A 19,516-nucleotide genomic window follows, 5' to 3' on the forward strand; every position below is an offset into this window, starting at 1 on the left:
GCCGCCGACCGATGCGGCTGCATGAAACGGTCGCAGACCTGATGCAACCACGAGCATGCCCCGACGGTCAGCCGTCACGAGAATCCGCGACTCGTCAGCAGAGGGGTGTCATGACGTGCCGATGGTGAGGCCGACGAGCCCGGCAGCGACGGCGAGCAGCAGCATGCCCGCGCCGTTGGCGATTCCAGCAACCCATTTCTTCTCGGCCATGAGGCGCACGGTCTCGACGCTGGCGGTGCTGAACGTGGTGTAGCCGCCCATGAGCCCGCCGCCCGCGACGAGCAGCCACTCTCGAGGCAGCCCCGCGTGGTCGGCAAGACCGGTGAGCAAGCCGAGCACGAACGACCCGCTGACATTGATGGCCAGGGTTGCCAGCGGAATGGGGGCCGACCACGTGCTGCGGACGGCGCCGTCAACGATTAGGCGCAGGGCCGCACCCACACCACCGGCGACCGCGGTCGCGACGAAGAGCCACGGGGCGATCACGACACCGCCTCGGAACGGCGGTGGAGGGCGGCACCGACGGTGATGCCGGCCCAGGAAGCCACGGCGCCGAGCACGACCGATCCCACACCGTAGGTGATCGCGATCGGCAGCGCGTCACCGAGCAGGGTCGCGGTGTCGACTGCGAGGGCGCTGTAGGTGGTGAATCCGCCGAGAACGCCTGTTCCGATGAGCAGCCGCAGGTCGCGTCGGCGACCCGCGTCCGGCCCTCGTCGCACCAGCGACTCAAGGAGCAGCCCGAGCGCGAACGCACCGACGACATTAATCAGCAGGATCGTCACGGGGATGCTGCCCGGGGCCGCGGGGAAGCTCAACGCCAGGGCTTCGCGCAGGCCCGTGCCGATCGTGCCGCCGAGGGTGACGAGTCCGATGAACCGCCACCGCAGGTGCACGGGCCGTTCGTTGCCCGTGGAGTCGTCGACATCGAGGTCCGGGTCCTGGCCCAGCCCTTCGAACTCGTCACCTCTCCTCGAAGGCAGCGGCGGAAACGGTGAGTCGGGTGAGGGGGTGGTCATGCATCGTCCTTCGTGCTGAGGCCGTAGGGGAGTCCGGGCTGATCGGCTTCGATATCGGTGAGGCGGTTGTACTTGCAGACCCGTTCCCCGCGTGCGGGGGCACCGGATTTGATCTGGCCGACCCCGGTGCCGACGACGAGGTCGGCGATGAACGTGTCGGTGGTCTCCCCGGAGCGGTGCGACACCATGCAGGCCATGTCGTGCGACCGGGCCGTCGCGATCGCGTCGAGGGTCTGGCTGACAGAACCGATCTGGTTCGGCTTGATGAGGACGGCGTCCGACCAGCCCTGCTCCGCGCCTTCGGCGATCCTTCTGGGGTCGGTCACGTAGAGGTCGTCGCCGACGAGCTGAACCCGTCCGCCGAACCTCGACGCCATCAGCGCCCACCCGTCGTGGTCGTCCTCGTGGAAGGCGTCTTCGATGCTCCTGATCGGGTACGCGTCGAGCAGGGCACCGTACCGGTCCGCGAGACTTCCACGATCGAGGTCTTGCCCGGCGACTCGGTATCGGCCGTCTCCGTCGCCGAATCCGTTCGCGGCAGGGTCGAGGGCGATGGCGACGTCGTCCAGCGCGGCCTGGTGGCCGGTGTCGGTGATCGCCTGGACGATGAGGTCGAGGGCCTCCTCGGGGTTGCTGATCGCCGGGGCGAAGCCGCCCTCGTCGCCGAGCCCTGCGGTGCCGTAGCGGGTCTGTACGAGCGTCTTCAGGGCGTGGTAGACCTCTGCGCCGGTCTGTACCGCCTCCTCTTCACTGGTCGCCCCGACGGGAGCGATCATGAATTCCTGGAAGTCGAGGTCGTTAGCTGCATGGGCGCCTCCGTTCAGGACGTTGAAGTGCGGGACGGGGAGCGTTTCGTTCGCCCCCGACAGCAGGGCGATCCACCGGTGCAGGGGCAGGCCGGCTTCGCGGGCCAGCGCCCGGGACGCCGCGATCGAGGTCGCGACGACGGCGTTGGCGCCGAGCCGCGACCAGTTCGGGGTGCCGTCGAGGTCGGCGAGGGCACGGTCGATCTCGCTGATCCCGGCCCAAGGGCGTGAGGTGAGGAGGTCGCCGATCTCGGTGGTGACCATCTGCGCGGCTCGTCGGACGCCCATCCCACTGAACGCTGCGCCACCGTCTCGGAGTTCGACGGCCTCGTGGGCACCGGTGGAGGCTCCTGCGGGGGCGGCGCCGGAGACGAGGGTGCCGTCGGCGAGTTCGAGGTCGACCTGGACGGTGGGGAAGCCGCGGGAGTCCAAGATCGACCGCCCGAGGGCGGACACGATCTGGACGGGGTGTGCACCTCCGTGGGTGACGTAGGTGCCGACGTCGTGGGTGTGGATGGTGCGGTTGCTGATGTAGTCGTTCATGTCAGGTTCCTCCTTCGTGGGTGATGACCGCGGCGGCGAGGGCCGCTGCGGCCGGGTCAAGATACGTGCCGCCCCGTGTCAGCGGATGCCCGTCAGGGGCGAGGTCGTATATCAGTGGGTGTCCGGTCGGGATGTTGAGCGCGGCGACCTCGAGCGGGGTCAGCGCGTCGAGCAGCAGGCAGAGTGCGCGGAGGCTGTTGCCATGGCCCACCACGAGCACGGTGCCGCCGGCGGTCCCGGCCTTGACCGCCTCGGTGACGGGGCGGACCCGGGCGATGACGTCGAGCAGGCTCTCGGCCCGGGTGCGGTTCTCGGGTTCTACATGACGGAGGGCATCCTGAGCCCACAGCTTCGCGAACAGCGCGTCAGAGGACGGCGGGGGCGGGGTATCCAGGGAGCGCCGCCACAGGGTGAAGTCCTCCTCGCCCGCTGAGCGGCGAACATCCGCCTTGGTCCGTCCGGTCAGGTCGCCGTAGTCGCGTTCCCGGAGTCGCACGTCGACGGTGGCGGGCACGGGCCACTTGTTCTCGGCCACCATGATGCGGGCAGTCTCAGTTGCACGGGCCAGCGGTGAGCACAGGGTCGATGCCGGGCGGAAACCCGCCTCGTCGAGCAGGTGTGCAGCACGGCGGGCTTCTTCCCGGCCTCCGGTCGTGAGGGGTGAGTCGGTGATGCCGGTGAAGAGACCATCGGCATTGGCCTGGCTTTCGCCATGTCGCACGAGGGCGATCCGGGTTGTCACGGCCGTGCTTCTGAGACCGGCACGACGAGGATCGGCACGAGCTGATGGTGCATGAGGAACGATGCCGTGGACCCGTGCAGTGCAGCCTTCAGGCCCGCGGCCGGACCGTTCGAGGATCCGACGACGATCATCACAGCGTGCGTGTCGGCGGCGACGCGGGCCAACGCCGTTGCGGGGTGACCGGCGAGGACACGGACGTCGACCGTGATCTGCGCGTCGGTGCGGAGGCGGGCTGCCGTCGCCTCGAGGGCAGATCTGTCGGCGGCGGCGGCGGCGACGTCGTCGTACTCGTCTGGGTCGAGGGAAACGGTTGCCCCTCGGCCGCTGGCGTCGTCGGGGTCAGCGGGGACGCGGGAGTCGTCGACCTGCACGACGACGAGTTGTGCCGACAGCCGGGCCGCGAACCGGGCGGCGGTCGAGAGAACGGTGTCGGCGGTCCGGGTATGGGCTCCGACGACGATGGTGTCGGTGGTCATCTGGTCTCCTATCTCGGTTTCTGACTACGCCAGTGGTTGAGATAGGGACTGTTGTCGACCTGAGTCGAGGTTGGTGACGGCGAGCCCCACCGCCGTGGCGTCTCCGCCACGCTCAGTCAAGCACTGATCCGACCAAGCTGCACCTGCTGATACAACATTCGTTCCGACCAAGAAAAGGGTGTGTTGGCCTGTCCGATAGGGGATCGTTCATCGAGATCTGTTTCGGACTGACCTATCGAGACAGCCAGCGCCCCGCAGCTGCGGGGGAGTGGCTGTCCTCCGCCATTGCTCGGTGAGCGATCGTCTATCGGGACAGCCGGTAGCGCCGTTCCAAACGGCCTGAGTCGTTGCGGACCTTGACATCTTGGGTTGCGATCCAGCCTGCGCGCTCGTACGTTCGCACGGCCCGAGCGTTATCAGCGATTACCCACAACTCGAGATCGGCGCTCGACGGCGCTGCGTGTTCCCGAATGTGATCGAGCAGAGCAGTGGCAACACCTTGCCCCCAGCCTGCAGGATCGACGGCCAGATAGAGCACTTCCGTGGTGACCTCTCGCGGGACCAGGACAGCAAACCCGAGTGGTGCCGATGCGCTTCGAGCCACGATCAGTTGCGCACCTGGGTTTTGCAGTGCCCCCTCAATGCCTGCCAGCTTCTCCCGGGCAGGGGCGACTATCGGCAGGGCGTCGCGGAGAGCTGTGGCGCAAGCCCAGATGCCGGCGGCCAGAAGTCGGGAGTCGGCACTGTCTTCGGGAGACACACTGAGCTGGTCACTCTTCGTCACGCCCTCATCGTTCCACGCGATCGTGCCCGATCACCTATCGGCTATCGAGACACCTATTTCTGTCAATATCTAGGCATGCGAGTCCCTGAAACAGCAACACTCCGTGGCCTCCTTGGGGCCGTTGTAGGTGCGGTCAGTGAGCCCGCTCACCCAAAGTTTTATGGGCGGCTGTGGGCTCTCTATCTGGGTCTGTCTGAGCGCAACGGGGAAGTCTCCGAGGGCGATCGACGCGACACGATTGAGGAGGTGCTGCCTTTCCTTCCCCAGGTGTCAAGGCTCGGCGCGGCGGGATACAACGCCGTCAACGATTTCCGGACTGGCACTGACACCGACTGAGTCTCTGTCATGCGCCCATTGACGGATGGTCGGTCGGACGACGTTCACGGCCTCCAAGATGGTCTGTATGGCAGCAGCAGGTGGCGGTAAGCGAGGCCAGCACGATCGGCAGGAAACTCCTGAGCACGAGGAACTTGGGCGACGTGCCCTCGCGCGCAGCTTCGCCCGCTACGACGCCCTTGCGGCTCGTGCCGACACTATGACCATGCGGGCAGGTTCGTCTCTCGCGGGGGATCAGAGCGCTACGCCATACAGCTCGGTCCCCGACCAGGTGCGCGCCAGTCTCGGCGTCGCTCTCGACCACCTACACGGCTTCAAGATCATCGTCACGGACGGCGGGGCCGTCCTGCCGTTCACAATGTTCACGCTCGTGCGGAGCGCCTACGAGTCCACCGCCACTGCTCTCTGGCTACTGAGCCCGACGTCACGCGATGAGCGGGTGTTGCGATCGCTGAAACTCGCCCGCGAGAACCGCCGACAGGTGCATAACGTCATGGAGAAGTCCGGCCGCGAGGACCCCGGCTGGGAGAAAGCGATCGCCGCACTGGAACGTGACCGCGATGGTCGCGAGGCCCTGGTCGGCGTGAAGCTCAGTCCTGTCTTGTCGGTCACTGACCGCCTCGTCGAGATTGCGCCGCTTTTCCCCGACCTCTTCCTGACTCCGTTGGCTTTGTGGCAGACGTCGAGTGGTATGGCCCACGGCAACAACGCGATGATGTTGCTGCTTCTCGATCGCGAGCAGGTCGGTCAGGCTCAACGCGGTGGAGCGGACTACAGAGTCACCACGAGCCTGCTCGTCGTGGCCGGCTACTTCGACGCCGCTCTGGACATGATCGAGGCAGCTCTCGACCTCTGGGACAATCGAAACAGGCCCTCCGAGCTGCACTGACGGGGGCTCGCCCTACGCTCCCGCCGTGGGAGTTCAAGGGGCAGGCGAGGCGGCGGCGAAGATTCTGCGCCGGCCGATCCCGACGCACCCGCTTGCAGTGCCTCCGATCCCTGGCACGTTCGGCGTCTGGCAGGTCCGCCGGGACCGTGCCGCACCCCTCGGCTACGTCCTCTCACGCCACGAGCTGGGCGGGATCGTCTATCACTGCTACGCCCATGGCCGAGACGATGCCGGCGGCCGGCCCTGGCTACGCCGAGAGGCCAGCTTGAACAGTGCCGTCGCGTGGATTATCCAGCACGAGCCCGAGCTGTCGGCCCTAACAGGCCGGCTGCACCCTGAGCCGGACGAGTGGCCGTCGTGACCGCGGGTAGCTCCCGGTCATGAGCTGGTTCGTCAGGCACGGCCCCAAAGGCGACACGAGCGCCGAGGCCGAGGCCGTTGAGACAGGCGTCCCGACGCCGGCCGACGCGATCGACCAGGTGCGCGCCACTCTCCCTGAGGATCGCATCGTGACCTCGGTCGCTCCCTACTGAGCCCGAGAGAGCCGTCAGGGGCCGCGCGTAGCTTGGCTCCGGTCAGCTTCCCCCCAAGCTGGCCGAGAGCTGCCGGGCGGTCCCTAACCCGCTAGGCAGCAGCAGCCCCCGCATTCCGGCTCCCCCCAGCCGGGCGGGGGCTTCTCCGTGCGCCCTGATCGTTCTCGAGTCCGGTGCCGGCCCAGGGCACGGCCCGCTGCGCGGTCCGGGGGATTCGCTGCGCTCCCAGGGAGCCGCTACGCGGCGCTCAATGCCCTTCGGGCACGTCTTTCTGCCGTGAAGCCTTCGGCGGCTCGGTCGCTGCGCTCCCTCGTAGCTACCTCCGGGACTCCGTTCAAGTGGCTACGCCACCGGCTCCTCCGAGATTTTCGGCACGCGGTCGCAAGCTCCCTTATTTCGCGCCGAAACTCTCTCCCCTGCCGCCCTTCGGGTTGCACTGCGCCCTCCGGTTGCTAAGGCGGAAAACCGCCTTCACGGCAAAAAAACGAGAGGGAGAGGAAGCAAATGCAGAAGCAGCAGATCACCACCGTGACCACGTTCGTTCCGGTCGTCGGGGAGGGCGAGTTGCAGCGCCAGCTCCGCAAGTTGGGCGAGCGCGACTCGGACCTCGCGACGTTCGCGCGGAACGGGTGGGAACTCGCCCACACGGCGACCATCACCGGCCCCGAGGTCGTGACGTTCGTCGACACGCTCACCCGCACCGACAGCGAGTGACCAAGCGCGGGAGGGGACGAACCGTAATCGCCCCCTCCCGCTCCACCCATCATCACCGATCGACCCAGGAGCAGGAACCATGACCACCACCACGAAGACCCGCCGCCCCGCCAAGAAGGCCGCCACGCCCCGCAAGACGATCGAGGAGAAGAAAGCCCAGGCCGCAGCCCTCCACGAGTCGATCGCGACTCAGGTCAAGGCCCTCCGCGACTCTGACCGCTGGACGGCCTTTCTCGCGTTCGCGTCCGCGTTCCACTCGTACAGCCTCAACAACGTGTTGTTGATCCTCAGCCAGCGCCCCGACGCCGAGCGCGTCGCGGGGCTCCGCAAGTGGCAGAGCCTCGGCCGCCAGGTCCGCAAGGGCGAGAAGGCCGTGCGGATCTTCGGCTACAGCACCAAGAAGGTGACCGAGGAGGACGAGAACGGCGACGAGGTGGAGAAGCGCATCGCCAGGTTCCCCATCCTCTCCGTGTTCAACATCGCCCAAACCGACGTGATCGAGGGGGAGACGGATCGAACGATCGTCGACCAGCTCACGGGTGCCGAGGACCACGGCATTGTGGACGCGCTCAGTGCCTACCTCGACGGCGAAGGATGGACGGTCGAGCTCCAGGACCTCAGCGGCGGCCGCAACGGCTACAGCGACCCCGAGGGTCGCTGTGTCGTGATCGGGAACCACCTCAGCCCCGAGCACGCCGCAAAATCGATGATCCACGAGACGGCGCACGTGCTCATGGGCCACGTCGACGACCTCGCGGAGTACGCCGAGCACCGCGGCTTCATGGAGACAGAGGCCGAGAGCGTCGCCTACGTCGTCGCCGGGCTCGTCGGGTTCGACACCAGCGCCTACAGCGTCGGATACGTCGCCGGATGGGCAGACGCCGACGTCGAGTTGATCCGCAGGGCCGCCGCCCGCGTGCTCGCCACCGCGCACCGGAACGCCGCGATTCTCGACCCCGAGGACGAGGACACCGACGAGGCCGACGCCGCCTGACACCGACCAGGGGTCGCGGCTAGCGCAACGGCCCCTCACCTCGGCGGCCACGCCGCCACCGCAGACCCAAGACCCCGCAGGAGAACCGCCGTGCGTATCACCTACAGCCGCCCCCAGGGCCTCGACCTGCAGCAGCTCGACCCCGCAGTAACCGCCGCAGACCTGGATCCCGCCGGGTAGGAGCGCGAGGCCGAGACGGTCGACTTGCTCGGCACCCCGTAAAACTGCACCCGTGACAGCCGCAACTCTGCTGACCCGCGTCAGGCCCATACGAAGGGCTGCACGCCTTGGCGGGGAGATCCGGTGGCTCAAGACATTAGAAAGCTCTCCAAGATGCCCACGAGCGTGTCAACGCTGCGTCCTTGCTCGAGCCACTCTTTGGGAGTCTTTGCTGTGCCGTCGATTCGCGCATCGTCTTGGGGGGTGGTCATAAACCCCAAGATGGACGCAGGGTGCATGTCGTCCTCGAACGCGTTCGTGAGTTCTTGCAGAGCGGGTATGACGGGGCGGCTGGCAAAGCCGGTGAACTGCCATCCTGGATACCAAAGCTCGCCGTTTGCTACGAACGCGAAGAGATCGCCATTGAAGGCGACGAGCCCGTCGTGTTCCAGCCCCAGAAGGCTCGCGGCATGCCTTGGTGTCGTGGCTTCTTCGATTGCTGACCTCTCCGTTCTGCGTTCAAGGCACCGGAGATCACCTCGCGCGATTCGAGCCTGGGAATCGTCCAATTGCGCCGGAGTTATTGATCGTGAGCTCACGAAAAAGGCTGCCTCTTCGGCTGTTAGCTGCCTCGCTGGCCGTGAGGGTAATTGTCGCTTTCGTGGACCGAAGTCAAAACCCTTTGCGTGAACGATGACGCGTCCCATGGCGATGGTCCTTCCGTTGTGTTGCGGTACAAAGTGGGGCCCTGGTGGCGATGACGCTCGGCTGCGGTTCGTAAGCATCGGCCATGCTGTGGACTGCCGTTCTTAGTGGCTCGATGGTCAGTCGGCTTTAGTCCGGCCGATCGTTCTTGGCGCCAGCACCGTCACCCTCGACCTCGGCCCGCAGGGCGGCCGATGCGGAACGGGCCTGAGTTTGGTGCAAATGGTCGCCCCTCGTTCAGGTCGGTGGCCAGCCGGACCAATTCGTGGCTGATTGCCCCGGCAATGAACGACGTGAGCGAGTTGTAGCCGCCAGTACGGCCCGTCGTCGTCAAGACAGCCGACTCGGCTCTGAGCTTGAGGACGCGAGGTATCCGTATGGTCGTCGCGACAAGCGGCTCGCCCGCGCCACCAGCGAGTTCCGCCGTTTGACCTTCGTCCGCTGGTCGACTTCCGAAAACGGGCGGCCCACTAGGAGGATTTCTATGGAGTTCTCGTTCGGAATGGTCCTGACAGTTCGGACCCCGAACCTCGAAGCGAATATCGATCAAGAGGTGCCGAGGACGTCGTTGCCGCGCATGCATTCTCAAACCGGACATCCTTCTTTGCGCTTCCCAAGGGGAGGACAGAGGATCACGTTGGCCCGCCCCTGGAGGAACGGTCACTCCTGCCATGACTGGTGATTATACTAACCACATGGTCTTTGCAGTCTCGATCCAGGCGCGCAGTGGTCCGCTTGTGACCATCGATACAGGCGAAGACCAAGCCGTCGACCTTCAGTGGCTGGCGCAGGTTCAGTTACCCTCTGGGCTACAGGTCCAATACGGGGCCGTTGGCTCGCGAGTCGATTTCTTACTACGGCGTGATGGCGCGGAGGTGGCGGCTGTCTGCGATCTCGCATCGGGGGAGTACGTTCTAAGCGCGGGTTCGGGGATGGAGAATCTGAGAGAAGTGACGCAGATCCTGCTAGAACTCCTCAGCCTCAGGCTTCGTCACTTGAGAGCCGAACCAATTGCGTCCCGGCGGTCCCGTGAAGGTTCGCTAAAGGAGCTAGCGGGACTCACTTGCGGTACTTGGTTTCCTTTCGAGGCCCTCCAAGCCGTCTAGTACTTAGTTTCCTTTCGAGGCGCTCCAAGCCGTCTAGTCGGTGACGGAACTTGGACGCTGCCAAAGTTCTGCATCCAAGGCGAGTTCGAGTCGGGCCAGGGTGAGAAGGTCAGGCCAAGAATTTCCCGCGAGGGCGTTCAGCAGCGTGACGTGGTTCATGCCGGCTTGCCTCGCAACAGCGCGAGTGCTGAGATGCCCCATGGCCTCGCGTAAACGGAGAACAAAACGTCGAGCAGCTTCTACCGTCGCATCTTCGGAAGGGCACTCGGGCCAAGGTTCGGGAGCAAGTTCGCGTGGTCGTTGTCGGAAACTGTTGCTCACGACACCAGAGTAGGGGCTCGCTACCTCAGGGGTGAGGTGGTCGATGTCGCGCCGATGCGCTACTGCGCTTTCGGATCTTCTGGGATGAGGAGGGATGCTGCTGGCCTGCCTAAGGTGCCGCAGGTGGACGTGTCGGTCTTGGACTCGCGTAGTTCGGGTTCTTGTCTGTCACGTAGCGCGACCATGGGACGGTGGCTGCGGAGGCGTGCTTCGACATCGTTTGCTTTGAGTATCCGAGCATTTTGGCAAGCGAGCTTGGATCAATCTCTTCGACTAGTCCGCGCAACGTTGTATTGCGGACGCCCCGAAGGTCGATCCCTAGATCGTCGCGAAGTTTGAGGAGGAGCGTATTGGGGGAGCGGGGCTTCCCTGCCCGGGCCCCAGGAAAAAGCCAGTCTGTTCCGGTGTTGACAGTGCCACCCATGTCCCGCGAACCGAGGTGGTCCAGAAACAGTGGGATGAGAGCCTCGGGGACAGGGGCAAACTCCTTGCCGAGACGGATGGTGAGACCCGTCGGTCGCACGCTCACTTGATCGACTTTCATCATGGAGATGCGACCGATCGGAATGCCGTAGAGCAGGAATATCAGGCCTGCAACTCGAATGGAATCGCTCATGTTCTCGGCTTCCATGAGCCGCCTTACATGATTCAGGCGTTCCGATTGGGTGAGCATGGGGGTGGTCTTGGCTTCGCGTCTTGCTACATCGACGCGGGTCAGGGTCTCTTCGCGTTGAAGGTACCTCACGAAGTTTCGGATGTGCTGCCGCGTTGAGGGTCCTTCCGAGATGTACTCATCAAGGTGGATCTGGCCCAGATGAGTCGCTGTCGTCATTCGTTCGTCGAGGAGCCACTGCAGAAACTTTCCTGCCTCAGTGATCTCCTGCTTAGCGTTCCGCACGGCGTAGTTCATATTCTTCGTCTCAGTGGATTTCTCCCTTAGACGTGGGAGGTGGTGCCATCTGGCGAACCGTTCGATGGGGGAGTGGATCGCTGGTGTGGCGCTAAGTGTGAGTAACCGCTCGTCGAGCCACTGCGTGAACATCGCGAGCTGACGATCGTCCTGGGCCGGCAGCATCTTGTTGTGCACGAGAATCGCTCGAATATGCTCAACTGAGGCTGTCTTTGGAAGCTTGTCGAAGGATTCGTGCGACAGAGCGATTTCGCGGTTGCCGATCTGACGAAGCAGCTCCGCCGAGGCGCCGTGGTTTGCTCTCAGCCATGTGTAGATGCTCTCCGGCCGTTTAACCGTGCTGAGAATGAGGACCAGCCTCTTGAGGCGGAGATCAGGTGGGTCATTCGGTCTCAGAATGGAAGTCAGTTCTGATTGGACCACGCAAGAGATGCAGTGCCCACCTCGGAAGCGTTCGCGCTCTTGGCCGCACTCATCGCAAGTTACGTTGGTGTGGATCCCCGCGCAGTCGACGCAAATGTCGGCGCCTGATTCGTGGCGGCCAGGGAGCATGCGCTGCTGGTCGCAGAGAGGGCAAGTTCCAAAGGTGTGCACTGCGTTCGTGAAGCAAATGCCGCAAATGCGTCCGTCTGGCCAACGCACTCGAATCTTTCCTGTCTGGCGTCCGCAGCGGTCACAGGTGTGCCCCGTCCTGCTTGTTTGCGGACGGCCGCGTGGCTTGAACTCAGTCATCTTCAGCGGGCCGAATGCGAGCGCGTACTGGACGGTAGGCCTCGAGAAGCGGGACATCGGAGTTCTGCCCGACAGCAGTCCGAGGGCGCCTCGCTTGAACGTCAGATGCCGTGAACGTGAGGAGCTCTCCGGCCTCAACTCTGAAGATGTCGCAGAGGGCGGCCAGGACCTGGAATGAGATTCGTTCTGGATCTTGAGACACGAGACGGTAGATCTGAGACTCCGAGAGGGTTACGCCACGGTCACGCAGCGGCTCCACGAGGTCGCGACTGTTCCGCATCCCGGCCCGAGCCATGAGTTCTCGTACTCGGAACTGGTACTCGATTTGGCGTTTCATCGAGGTTTCCTTCCAGATGGTCTTAAAGGCTTGCGGAGGAGCTTTCCAGTGCTTTTCAGCACGTCCCTAGTCAGGACGCGTTCTAGCTCTTTCGCGGCATAGTCGGCGGAGGGGAGGGTGTAGATAGTCGTGGTCGACGTGTTGGTGTGACCAACCTGCATTGAAATGAACTTGTCGTCGTAGTCGGCAACCGTGATCATGTGCGTCACGTAAGACCGGCGTAGCCCGTGAATGTCAAGGCCAGGAGCGAGATCGAGTGCGGCCGCGTAGCTCCTGAAGCGCCTCAGCAGCTGCCCCTTGGAAACAACGCCTCCAGAGGAAGTGGGGAAGAGAAGGTCTAGAGGTTCTCCCAGCCGTGGCAGGCCGTTGTCGATCCAGTCCGCGACGGCCTCGGCGGCCCAGTCCATGAGAGTTAGAACGGAACGCTGCCGCTTCGGACTCCCCGCGGTGGACTTGCCATGGCGAACACGAAGGACTCCATAGTCTCCGAAGTAGGGCGCCTTGGCGCTGGCCGAGAAATCCGACACTCTGAGCCGACGAAGTTCATCGTGCCTGAGGCCCCATCCGTACGCCACTTTAAAAGCCACGGCGTCACGCCAAGCCTCTAAGCCACCTTTGCGCTTGCTCCTCACCACACGTTCAACTTCGTCGTCAGCGAAGTCGAAGAATTCCTGAATCTCGTCGATCTCGAAGGATCTCTTCTCCAGAGAGGACGGGCTGTCTGTCCTGTGGCGACTTTTATTCTGGTCGGTTATGACTTGCGACATCGACATACCGAAGGTGCGTCCGCAGGTCTCGTTCCAGGGGTAGTCGTCGCTCGTCGCATAGGCGCAGAACAAAAGTACGTCGCTCTGATACGCCCTGATTGTCGCAACGGTTAGTCCGCGGACCTGCCGCAGGTGGGTGAAGTAGTCATCAGCATCTCCGGGAGTCCATTCCCAGGGAAACTTTTCCGTGAAGTCTGCGAAGGCCTGGATCGAGGCCAGTCGGCGATTGATTGTGGATGCACCGAAGTTCTTCGCAAACTGCTGCCGTTTCCATCCAGTCAGGATCTGCCCGAAGAACGCATCACGGTCGGGTCCGCGGTCGGGCAACGGAAGGAAGGACAACCCACCCAGCTGTTCGACCACGACACGTCCCGCCTTGAATGCATTTTTTGCATTCTAAGAGCAAAAGCCGCAGGCGGCAACCACGACATCCCAGGTCAGGGCCATGTTCTCAGGGGCCCGAAGCGCGAGAACGGCTTTCGGGTTGTGATCCGCGCTCACGGCTCAGCTGGTGACGAATATCCTGATCAAATGTGGTTTAAAGAGGCATCGCCGAGACTTACCGAATTTGACCTAAGAGCAATTCCTGCAAATAGTGCTCTTACTACTTGACATAATGTGCATTATCAGTCACCCACGACAGACTTGGAGAAGGGGCTCGTCGCGTCAGCTCCGGTCGAGCACCTGACGGAGCAGCCCGGCCAGGTCGGCCGGCTCGACCTGTTCGTCGCCGGTCGTCAACTCGTCGAGCGTGAACCAGCGCGACTCGAGGATGTCGGTTCGTTCGTCGTCGGTCCAGTCGTCGTCGACGACCTCGAAGTGCGGCAGTCGGACGACGAAGAACTCGGCGTGACCGTGCGTGTGGTCGGCGTCGTCCCAGGGCACCTCGAAGTCGTCGACGCGGACGACGTCGCCGACCTCGGTCACGACCTGGCCGGTCTCCTCGTGCAGTTCACGGACGGCCGCCTCGACGTGGGTCTCGCCCGGGTCGACGCCGCCGCCCGGCGTGATCCAGCGGGCGAGACGGCTCGTGTCGGGAGCGACCGTCTTCATCAACAGCAGTCGGTCGTCCTCGTCGAGGACGAGGAGGCGCGAGGTCGGACGCACGACCCTCTCGGTCACGACGTGCCCCGTCTCAGACGATCGGGGCGAAATCGCTCGTGTCGCCCACGAGACGGGTGTGGTCGGCCGGGATCGGGTCGATGGCGGCCGACGCGACCTCGGCCGCGAACTCGGCGACGTTGTAGAGCTTGCCCGCGCTCTCCTTGCGCGACGAGATGGCGCCGGGGTTCGACCGCTCGAGCAGGGTCGCCGTGATGGTGCCCTCGATCATGTCGCCCGAGACCACGACGAACTCGACGCCCGCGGCCTCGAGCTGAGGCAGCATCTCGCGCAGGGCGTCCTCGCCGGCGCGCTTGCTGAGGGCGACCGGCAGGTACTCGGGCATCGTCTCGGTGGTGCGGATGAAGTGCGCCTGGTGGCTGGTCACGAAGACGACGCGCGACCCCGGGGCCAGCAACGGCAGCGCGGCCGTCAGCAGGGCCACCTGGGCGTCGCGGTTGAGCTTGAGGGCGTAGTCCTCGGCCATGCCGGTCTCCATGCCGCCCGAGGCGTTCATGACCAGGACGTCCAGCCCGCCCCACGCGTCGCGCACCGTGTCGAACAGGGCGGTGACGCTGGCGTCGTCGGTCAGGTCGGCACCGATCGCGATCGCCTCACCACCGGCCTCCTCGATCTTCGAGACGAGCTGCAGTGCCCGCTTCTCCTTGTTGCGGTAGTTGACGACGACCTTGGCCCCGGCCTCGGCGAAGTAGCGCACCGTGTCGGCGCCGATCCCCCGGGACGATCCGGTGACCAGGACTCGGGTTCCGGTGAGGGATTCTGCGGCGAGGGGGTTGGACAAGGCGTGCTCCAGACTGTGCGAGGGGTCGATCGGCCCGCGGGCCGGACTCGACCCTACCAACCACCCTCGTCAGCGTCGGTGGACGGTGGTAGTTTCCATAACAGGGGAACGAGAGAAGGTCGACATGGACGTCCTGGACGATTTCGCATGGGTCGCGTGGGTCGCGCTCATCCTGGTGTTCGTCATCGTCGAGGTGACGACGCTCGAGTTCACCTTCCTGATGCTCGCCCTCGGCAGCGTCGGGGGCCTGCTCGCGGGGCTCTTCGGCGCCCCGTGGTGGCTGCAGGCGATCGTGGCGGCCGTCCTCGCCGTGCTGCTGCTCTTCACCGTGCGACCGCCCCTCCTCCGCGCCCTCCGGCGAGGCGGCGATCCGACCCCCAGCAACGTCGAGGCCCTGCTCGGCCTGCGTGGCACCGTCGTGGTGCCGATCGGGTCCGACCCCGGCCAGGTGAAGCTGTCCAACGGCGAGACCTGGACGGCACGGGTGCTGTCCTCCCCCGCGACGTCGGCGGGCGCCGACCTCGCACTCGACACCGGGTCCCCGGTCGTCGTGACCGCCATCGAGGGGTCGACCGCGTTCGTCGCCCCCGCAGAGAGGTCCTGAACCCATGGACACCATCAGTGCCGGAACCGTCGTCACCGTCGTGGTCGTCGCGATCGTCGTCGTGCTCGTCCTCGTCATCCTGTTCCGCTCCGTCCGCATCATCCCGCAGGCGAGCGCCGGCGTCGTCGAACGCCTGGGTCGGTACCACAAGACCCTCTCCCCCGGACTCAACCTCCTCGTGCCGTTCATCGACCGGGTGCGCCCGCTGATCGACATGCGCGAGCAAGTCGTCTCGTTCCCGCCACAGCCCGTGATCACCGAGGACAACCTGGTGGTCTCGATCGACACGGTGGTGTACTTCCAGGTCACCGACGCCCGGGCCGCGACCTACGAGATCGCGAACTACCTGGGAGCCGTCGAGCAGCTCACGACGACGACGCTGCGCAACGTCGTCGGCGGGCTGAACCTCGAGCAGGCGCTGACCAGCCGCGACAACATCAACGGTCAGCTGCGCATCGTCCTCGACGAGGCGACGGGCAAATGGGGCATCCGGGTCGGACGCGTCGAGCTCAAGGCCATCGACCCGCCCCTGTCGATCCAGGACTCGATGGAGCAGCAGATGCGCGCCGAGCGCAACCGTCGCGCGGCCATCCTCACCGCCGAGGGCACCAAGCAGTCCCAGATCCTCGAGGCCGAGGGTTCGCGCCAGTCGTCCATCCTCAAGGCCGAAGGTGACGCGAAGGCCCAGGTGCTGAGGGCACAGGGTGAGGCCGAGGCCATCGCGACGGTGTTCAACGCGATCCACGCCGGTGACCCCGACCCGAAGCTGCTGGCCTACCAGTACCTCCAGACCCTGCCGAAGATCGCCGACGGTTCGGCCAACACCATGTGGATCATCCCGAGCGAGCTGACCGAGGCACTCAAGGGCATCGGGCAGGGGTTCTTCGCCCCGCGCGACCCGAACGCGCCCGGATGGACGCCGACCGAGGCACCCAAGGTCTCCGAGATGGACGTCACCCCCGACCTGGCCTCGACGGTCGACCTCGAGGCCGAACCCGACCTGGGGTTCCCGACGGTGACCACCCCCGGTGACACGGCCGGTGGCACGCCTCCCCGAGGAGGCGCGGCGGGTGACGCCGCCGCCGGCTCCGCCCCCGAGGCCGACGCCTCGGGCACCGGGCCGACCGCTCCGCCGACGACCTCGTCGTGACGAGCGGTCCCCCGGTCTCGGCCGGCTGGTTCGCGCCGCCCGGGCCGCGCGTCCTCGCCCACCGCGGGCTGGCCGTCGAGGCGCCCGAGAACACCATGCTGGCCTTCGCCCTGGCCGTGTCGGCGGGTGCGACCTACGTCGAGACCGACGTCCACGCCACGCGCGACGGCATCGCCGTGATCAGCCACGACCCCGACCTGAAGCGGCTCGCGGGACGCGACCAGCGCCTCCTCGACCTCGACCTGGCGGACGTCAAGACCGTCCGGCTCGACGGCGAGCACGAGATCCCCACCCTCGACGAAGCGCTCGACGCGTTCCCCGAGACGCGGTTCAACGTCGACCTCAAGTCGGACGAGGCGGTCGCGTCGGCGGTCCGGTCGATCAAGCGGGTGCGGGCCACGGATCGCGTGCTCGTGACCTCGTTCGACCACCGTCGGCGCCTGCGGGCCGTGGCAGCGCTGCCGGGTGTCGCCACCTCGGCTTCGTCACGCGGCATCGTCGCGGCCGTGGCCGCCGGGCTCGTCCCGGTCACCCGGCTGCGGCGATCCCTCATCCGTCGCGCCCTGACGGGATGCGGGGCCGTCCAGGTGCCCGAGCGCAAGGGGCCCGTCCGCATCGTCACCGCCGCGCGTGTGGCCGAGCTCGCCGAGCTGGGCGTCGAGACGCACGTCTGGACGGTCAACGAGCCAGCCGACATGGCCCGGCTGCTCTCCCTGGGCGTCCACGGCATCGTCTCGGACCGCGCCGACCTGGCCCTGGCCGAGGTGCGTCACGACCTGGGGTGACCGGCTGACGAGCCTGCCCGGGCACTGTGAAGCGACTGTGAAAGCGCAAGGCTCGGAACGGGCGGGGTCCAGAACGGGTTACAACGGGTGATTGCAACGCGAGAGGAGACCACACAATGGCAGATCGCAGTTTGCGCGGAATGAGGCTCGGCAGCCAGAGCCTGCAGAGCGAAGAGGGCGTGGAGTTCTCGCCCCGCAAGAAGGCCGTCTACCAGACGGCCGACGGTCAGACGTTCGACATGGTGTTCGCTGCGGACGCCGAGATCCCGGACATCTGGCAGTCCCCCAAGAGTGGTCAGGAAGGCCGTCTGCTGACGGCCGACGGCAAGCCGGTCGAGATCGACGCCGGCGACGTGAAGGTCCCCCGCAGCCACTGGGACATGCTGCTCGAACGCCGCAGTCGAGTCGAGCTCGAAGAGCTCCTGCAAGAACGACTCGACTTCTTGCGTGCCCGCAAGGGTCAGCACAAGATCGGCGCCTGACCGCAGACCACGAGAGGCCCGGACACCGTGAGGTGGCCGGGCCTCTTCTCGTGGCCCGGGGGCGGGCCGATCAGTCGACCACCCGCCACCGCGGCAACAAGGGGTCGGGCGCCTCGTCGAGCAGACGGCGTCGCGGTGACCGGCGGGTGCCGATGAAGAGGCGGGACAGGACGAGCGCGGCCAGCCCGAAGAACGAGACGAGCAGTTCGATCGCGCGACTGGCGACCACGGCGGGTGTCGTCCCCGTCCCGAGGTCGACGACGGCGACCATGGTGCCGGGTTCGTAGTCGGGGATGCTCGCCGTCGTCCGGCCCGACGCGTCGATGGCCCGCGTCGAGGCGACCGTCGAGACGTTGACCAGGGGCCGAGCGGTCTCGATCGCCCGGAGGCGGGCGATGGCGAGCTGCTGCTCGTTCTCGTCGGTCTGGCCGGGCCTCGTGCCGAAGTCGGCGTTGTTCGTCTGGCCGATGATGACCTGGGCGCCCTCGTCCATCATGTTCGTGATGAGCTGGTCGTCGACGATGTCGAAGCAGATCGAGATGCCGGCCCGGAAGTCGCCGAGGTCGAAGACCTCGTCACGCGTCCCCGGGGTGTAGTCCCGACCGATGAGGTCGATGAGGTCGGGGGCGAACGGACGCCAGAAGTCGCGGTCGGGGACGTACTCGCCGAAAGGGACGGGGTGTTTCTTGTCGTACTGGTCCTGCACGGCTCCGTCGGACCACAGCAGGGACGAGTTGTAGACGGTCTCGCCGTCGTCGCTCTGCGTGATGACGCCGGAGACGAGCGGAGCGTCGTAGCCGCGGCTGATCGCGTCGAAGACGTACCGACCGGCCGCGTCACGGGTCGGGTCGCGGTCGCTGCCGCCCTCGGGCCAGACGATCATGTCGAGGCTGCGCTGGTCTTGGGGCAGCTGGGCCAGCTGGGCCTGCAGGCTGCTCATCGCCAGCACCTGGGCGTTGGTGAGGTCGCCGTACTCGCGGTCGGAGAAGTACCCGGCGTCGCCGTCGCCCTGGACGGCGGCGATGGTCGCCGTCCCGGAGGAGTGCGTGGGCCAGGCGGGCACCGCCAGTGCGGCCACGACCACCGTGGCGCCGGCGAGCACCCGGGTCGACCCGCGGACGGTGGTCTGGAGGGCGAGCTGGAGGAGCGCGGCGACGATCGCCACCATGAGGAACGACAGTCCCGAGATGCCCAGCCAGGCGACGAGGCCGGCGAACGGGCTCTCGGATTGGCTCAGCGCGACCCGCCCCCAGGCGAAGCCGCCGTAGGGCCAGTTGCCCGCGACGAACTCGCGGAACGTCCAGAGCCCGCCCACCACGGCGGGGAGCAGGACCGTCCGGCCCAGGGTTCCCGGCCAGACCCTGGGCACCCAGCGGTACGCGAGCGTGATCAGCATGGCCCCGGCCGCGAAGAACAGTGCCTCGAGCGTCGAGAGCGCGGCCCACGGCACGACGCCCAGGAAGAGCGTCGCCCACGAGATGTGGATCAGGTAGAACGACAGCCCGGCGACGAGACCGACGAGGAACGAGCCACCGAGCGATCGACCCTTCAGCGCGAGCAGCACGAACCCGATGCCGACGAACGTCAGGGGCCAGACGTCGCCGTCGGGGAAGCCGCCGTCGAGGACGGCGCCGGCCCCCAGCGCGACGACCACGGCGAGCCAGAGGGGCAGTCGGACGTCGGACGCTCGGGAGGACACCCCGCGATTCTAGGTGGGGA

General features: G+C 65.9%; 21 protein-coding genes. 8 read left to right on the forward strand and 13 right to left on the reverse strand.

The genetic code is table 11. From position 1 onward, the window contains the following. Positions 1-108 precede the first annotated feature (108 nt). From ABID81_RS07155 to ABID81_RS07180, 6 genes are all read right to left on the reverse strand, one after another. On the reverse strand, positions 109-483 hold the full coding sequence (locus ABID81_RS07155; protein WP_354594328.1) for a fluoride efflux transporter FluC: 375 nt from the start codon (positions 481-483) through the stop codon (positions 109-111). Continuing rightward, positions 483-1,019, reverse strand: coding sequence for a fluoride efflux transporter FluC (locus tag ABID81_RS07160; RefSeq protein WP_354594121.1), 537 nt, complete (start codon positions 1,017-1,019; stop codon positions 483-485). Before ABID81_RS07160 ends, ABID81_RS07155 begins: the two co-directional genes overlap by 1 nt. Beyond that, positions 1,016-2,368, reverse strand: a complete 1,353-nt coding sequence (eno, locus tag ABID81_RS07165; RefSeq protein WP_354594122.1) for a phosphopyruvate hydratase — start codon at positions 2,366-2,368, stop codon at positions 1,016-1,018. The genes ABID81_RS07160 and eno overlap by 4 nt, the downstream gene beginning before the upstream one ends. Before the next feature lies 1 nt (position 2,369). Beyond that, complete coding sequence (locus tag ABID81_RS07170; protein WP_354594123.1) at positions 2,370-3,110, reverse strand: 2,3-bisphosphoglycerate-dependent phosphoglycerate mutase; 741 nt, start codon at positions 3,108-3,110, stop codon at positions 2,370-2,372. Further along, positions 3,107-3,586, reverse strand: a complete 480-nt coding sequence (locus tag ABID81_RS07175) for a universal stress protein (protein ID WP_354594124.1) — start codon at positions 3,584-3,586, stop codon at positions 3,107-3,109. The genes ABID81_RS07170 and ABID81_RS07175 overlap by 4 nt, the downstream gene beginning before the upstream one ends. A gap of 304 nt (positions 3,587-3,890) precedes the next feature. Then, positions 3,891-4,370, reverse strand: a complete 480-nt coding sequence (locus ABID81_RS07180; protein WP_354594125.1) for a GNAT family N-acetyltransferase — start codon at positions 4,368-4,370, stop codon at positions 3,891-3,893. 403 nt (positions 4,371-4,773) lie between these two features. On the opposite strand from ABID81_RS07180, the gene ABID81_RS07185 reads away from it, so the two are divergent. The 4 genes from ABID81_RS07185 (at position 4,774) to ABID81_RS07200 (ending at position 7,836) form a co-directional block, all read left to right on the forward strand. Further along, entirely contained in the window at positions 4,774-5,595 is an 822-nt protein-coding gene (locus tag ABID81_RS07185) for a hypothetical protein (RefSeq protein WP_354594126.1), read from the forward strand. A gap of 380 nt (positions 5,596-5,975) precedes the next feature. Next, positions 5,976-6,128: a hypothetical protein gene (locus ABID81_RS07190; protein WP_354594127.1), complete on the forward strand. Its 153-nt coding sequence runs from the start codon at positions 5,976-5,978 to the stop codon at positions 6,126-6,128. Positions 6,129-6,632: 504 nt separating this feature from the next. Continuing rightward, positions 6,633-6,842: a hypothetical protein gene (locus tag ABID81_RS07195; RefSeq protein WP_354594128.1), complete on the forward strand. Its 210-nt coding sequence runs from the start codon at positions 6,633-6,635 to the stop codon at positions 6,840-6,842. Positions 6,843-6,921: 79 nt separating this feature from the next. Further along, positions 6,922-7,836, forward strand: a complete 915-nt coding sequence (locus ABID81_RS07200; protein WP_354594129.1) for an ArdC-like ssDNA-binding domain-containing protein — start codon at positions 6,922-6,924, stop codon at positions 7,834-7,836. 308 nt (positions 7,837-8,144) lie between these two features. Here the strand turns inward: ABID81_RS07200 and ABID81_RS07205 are convergent, their stop codons facing one another. The 6 genes from ABID81_RS07205 to ABID81_RS07230 form a co-directional block, all read right to left on the reverse strand. Beyond that, entirely contained in the window at positions 8,145-8,702 is a 558-nt protein-coding gene (locus ABID81_RS07205) for a hypothetical protein (protein WP_354594130.1), read from the reverse strand. A 1,534-nt stretch (positions 8,703-10,236) separates the two neighbouring features. Beyond that, the gene (locus ABID81_RS07210) at positions 10,237-11,460 is read right to left on the reverse strand and encodes a site-specific integrase (protein WP_354594131.1); all 1,224 of its coding nucleotides are present in this window, start codon (positions 11,458-11,460) and stop codon (positions 10,237-10,239) included. Between the two features lie 301 nt (positions 11,461-11,761). Continuing rightward, positions 11,762-12,106, reverse strand: a complete 345-nt coding sequence (locus tag ABID81_RS07215) for a helix-turn-helix domain-containing protein (RefSeq protein WP_354594132.1) — start codon at positions 12,104-12,106, stop codon at positions 11,762-11,764. Beyond that, positions 12,103-13,236: a tyrosine-type recombinase/integrase gene (locus ABID81_RS07220; RefSeq protein ID WP_354594133.1), complete on the reverse strand. Its 1,134-nt coding sequence runs from the start codon at positions 13,234-13,236 to the stop codon at positions 12,103-12,105. Before ABID81_RS07220 ends, ABID81_RS07215 begins: the two co-directional genes overlap by 4 nt. Before the next feature lie 303 nt (positions 13,237-13,539). Beyond that, positions 13,540-13,995: an NUDIX hydrolase gene (locus ABID81_RS07225; protein ID WP_354594134.1), complete on the reverse strand. Its 456-nt coding sequence runs from the start codon at positions 13,993-13,995 to the stop codon at positions 13,540-13,542. A gap of 13 nt (positions 13,996-14,008) precedes the next feature. Next, positions 14,009-14,776, reverse strand: a complete 768-nt coding sequence (locus tag ABID81_RS07230) for an SDR family oxidoreductase (RefSeq protein ID WP_354594135.1) — start codon at positions 14,774-14,776, stop codon at positions 14,009-14,011. A gap of 124 nt (positions 14,777-14,900) precedes the next feature. On the opposite strand from ABID81_RS07230, the gene ABID81_RS07235 reads away from it, so the two are divergent. The 4 genes from ABID81_RS07235 to ABID81_RS07250 all read left to right on the forward strand — a co-directional run bounded on the left by ABID81_RS07235 (position 14,901) and on the right by ABID81_RS07250 (position 17,797). Next, a complete protein-coding gene (locus tag ABID81_RS07235; RefSeq protein WP_354594136.1) occupies positions 14,901-15,380 on the forward strand; it encodes an NfeD family protein in 480 nt (159 codons plus the stop codon). Positions 15,381-15,384: 4 nt separating this feature from the next. Further along, complete coding sequence (locus tag ABID81_RS07240; RefSeq protein ID WP_354594137.1) at positions 15,385-16,530, forward strand: SPFH domain-containing protein; 1,146 nt, start codon at positions 15,385-15,387, stop codon at positions 16,528-16,530. Further along, on the forward strand, positions 16,527-17,315 hold the full coding sequence (locus ABID81_RS07245; RefSeq protein WP_354594138.1) for a glycerophosphodiester phosphodiesterase family protein: 789 nt from the start codon (positions 16,527-16,529) through the stop codon (positions 17,313-17,315). Before ABID81_RS07240 ends, ABID81_RS07245 begins: the two co-directional genes overlap by 4 nt. A 116-nt stretch (positions 17,316-17,431) precedes the next feature. Beyond that, positions 17,432-17,797: an RNA polymerase-binding protein RbpA gene (locus tag ABID81_RS07250; RefSeq protein ID WP_354594139.1), complete on the forward strand. Its 366-nt coding sequence runs from the start codon at positions 17,432-17,434 to the stop codon at positions 17,795-17,797. A gap of 70 nt (positions 17,798-17,867) precedes the next feature. Here the strand turns inward: ABID81_RS07250 and lnt are convergent, their stop codons facing one another. Further along, entirely contained in the window at positions 17,868-19,496 is a 1,629-nt protein-coding gene (gene lnt / locus ABID81_RS07255) for an apolipoprotein N-acyltransferase (protein WP_354594140.1), read from the reverse strand. Between the last annotated feature and the right edge of the window lie 20 nt (positions 19,497-19,516).

This window comes from Frigoribacterium sp. PvP054, from assembly GCF_040547465.1.
Taxonomy (GTDB): Bacteria; Actinomycetota; Actinomycetes; order Actinomycetales; family Microbacteriaceae; genus Frigoribacterium.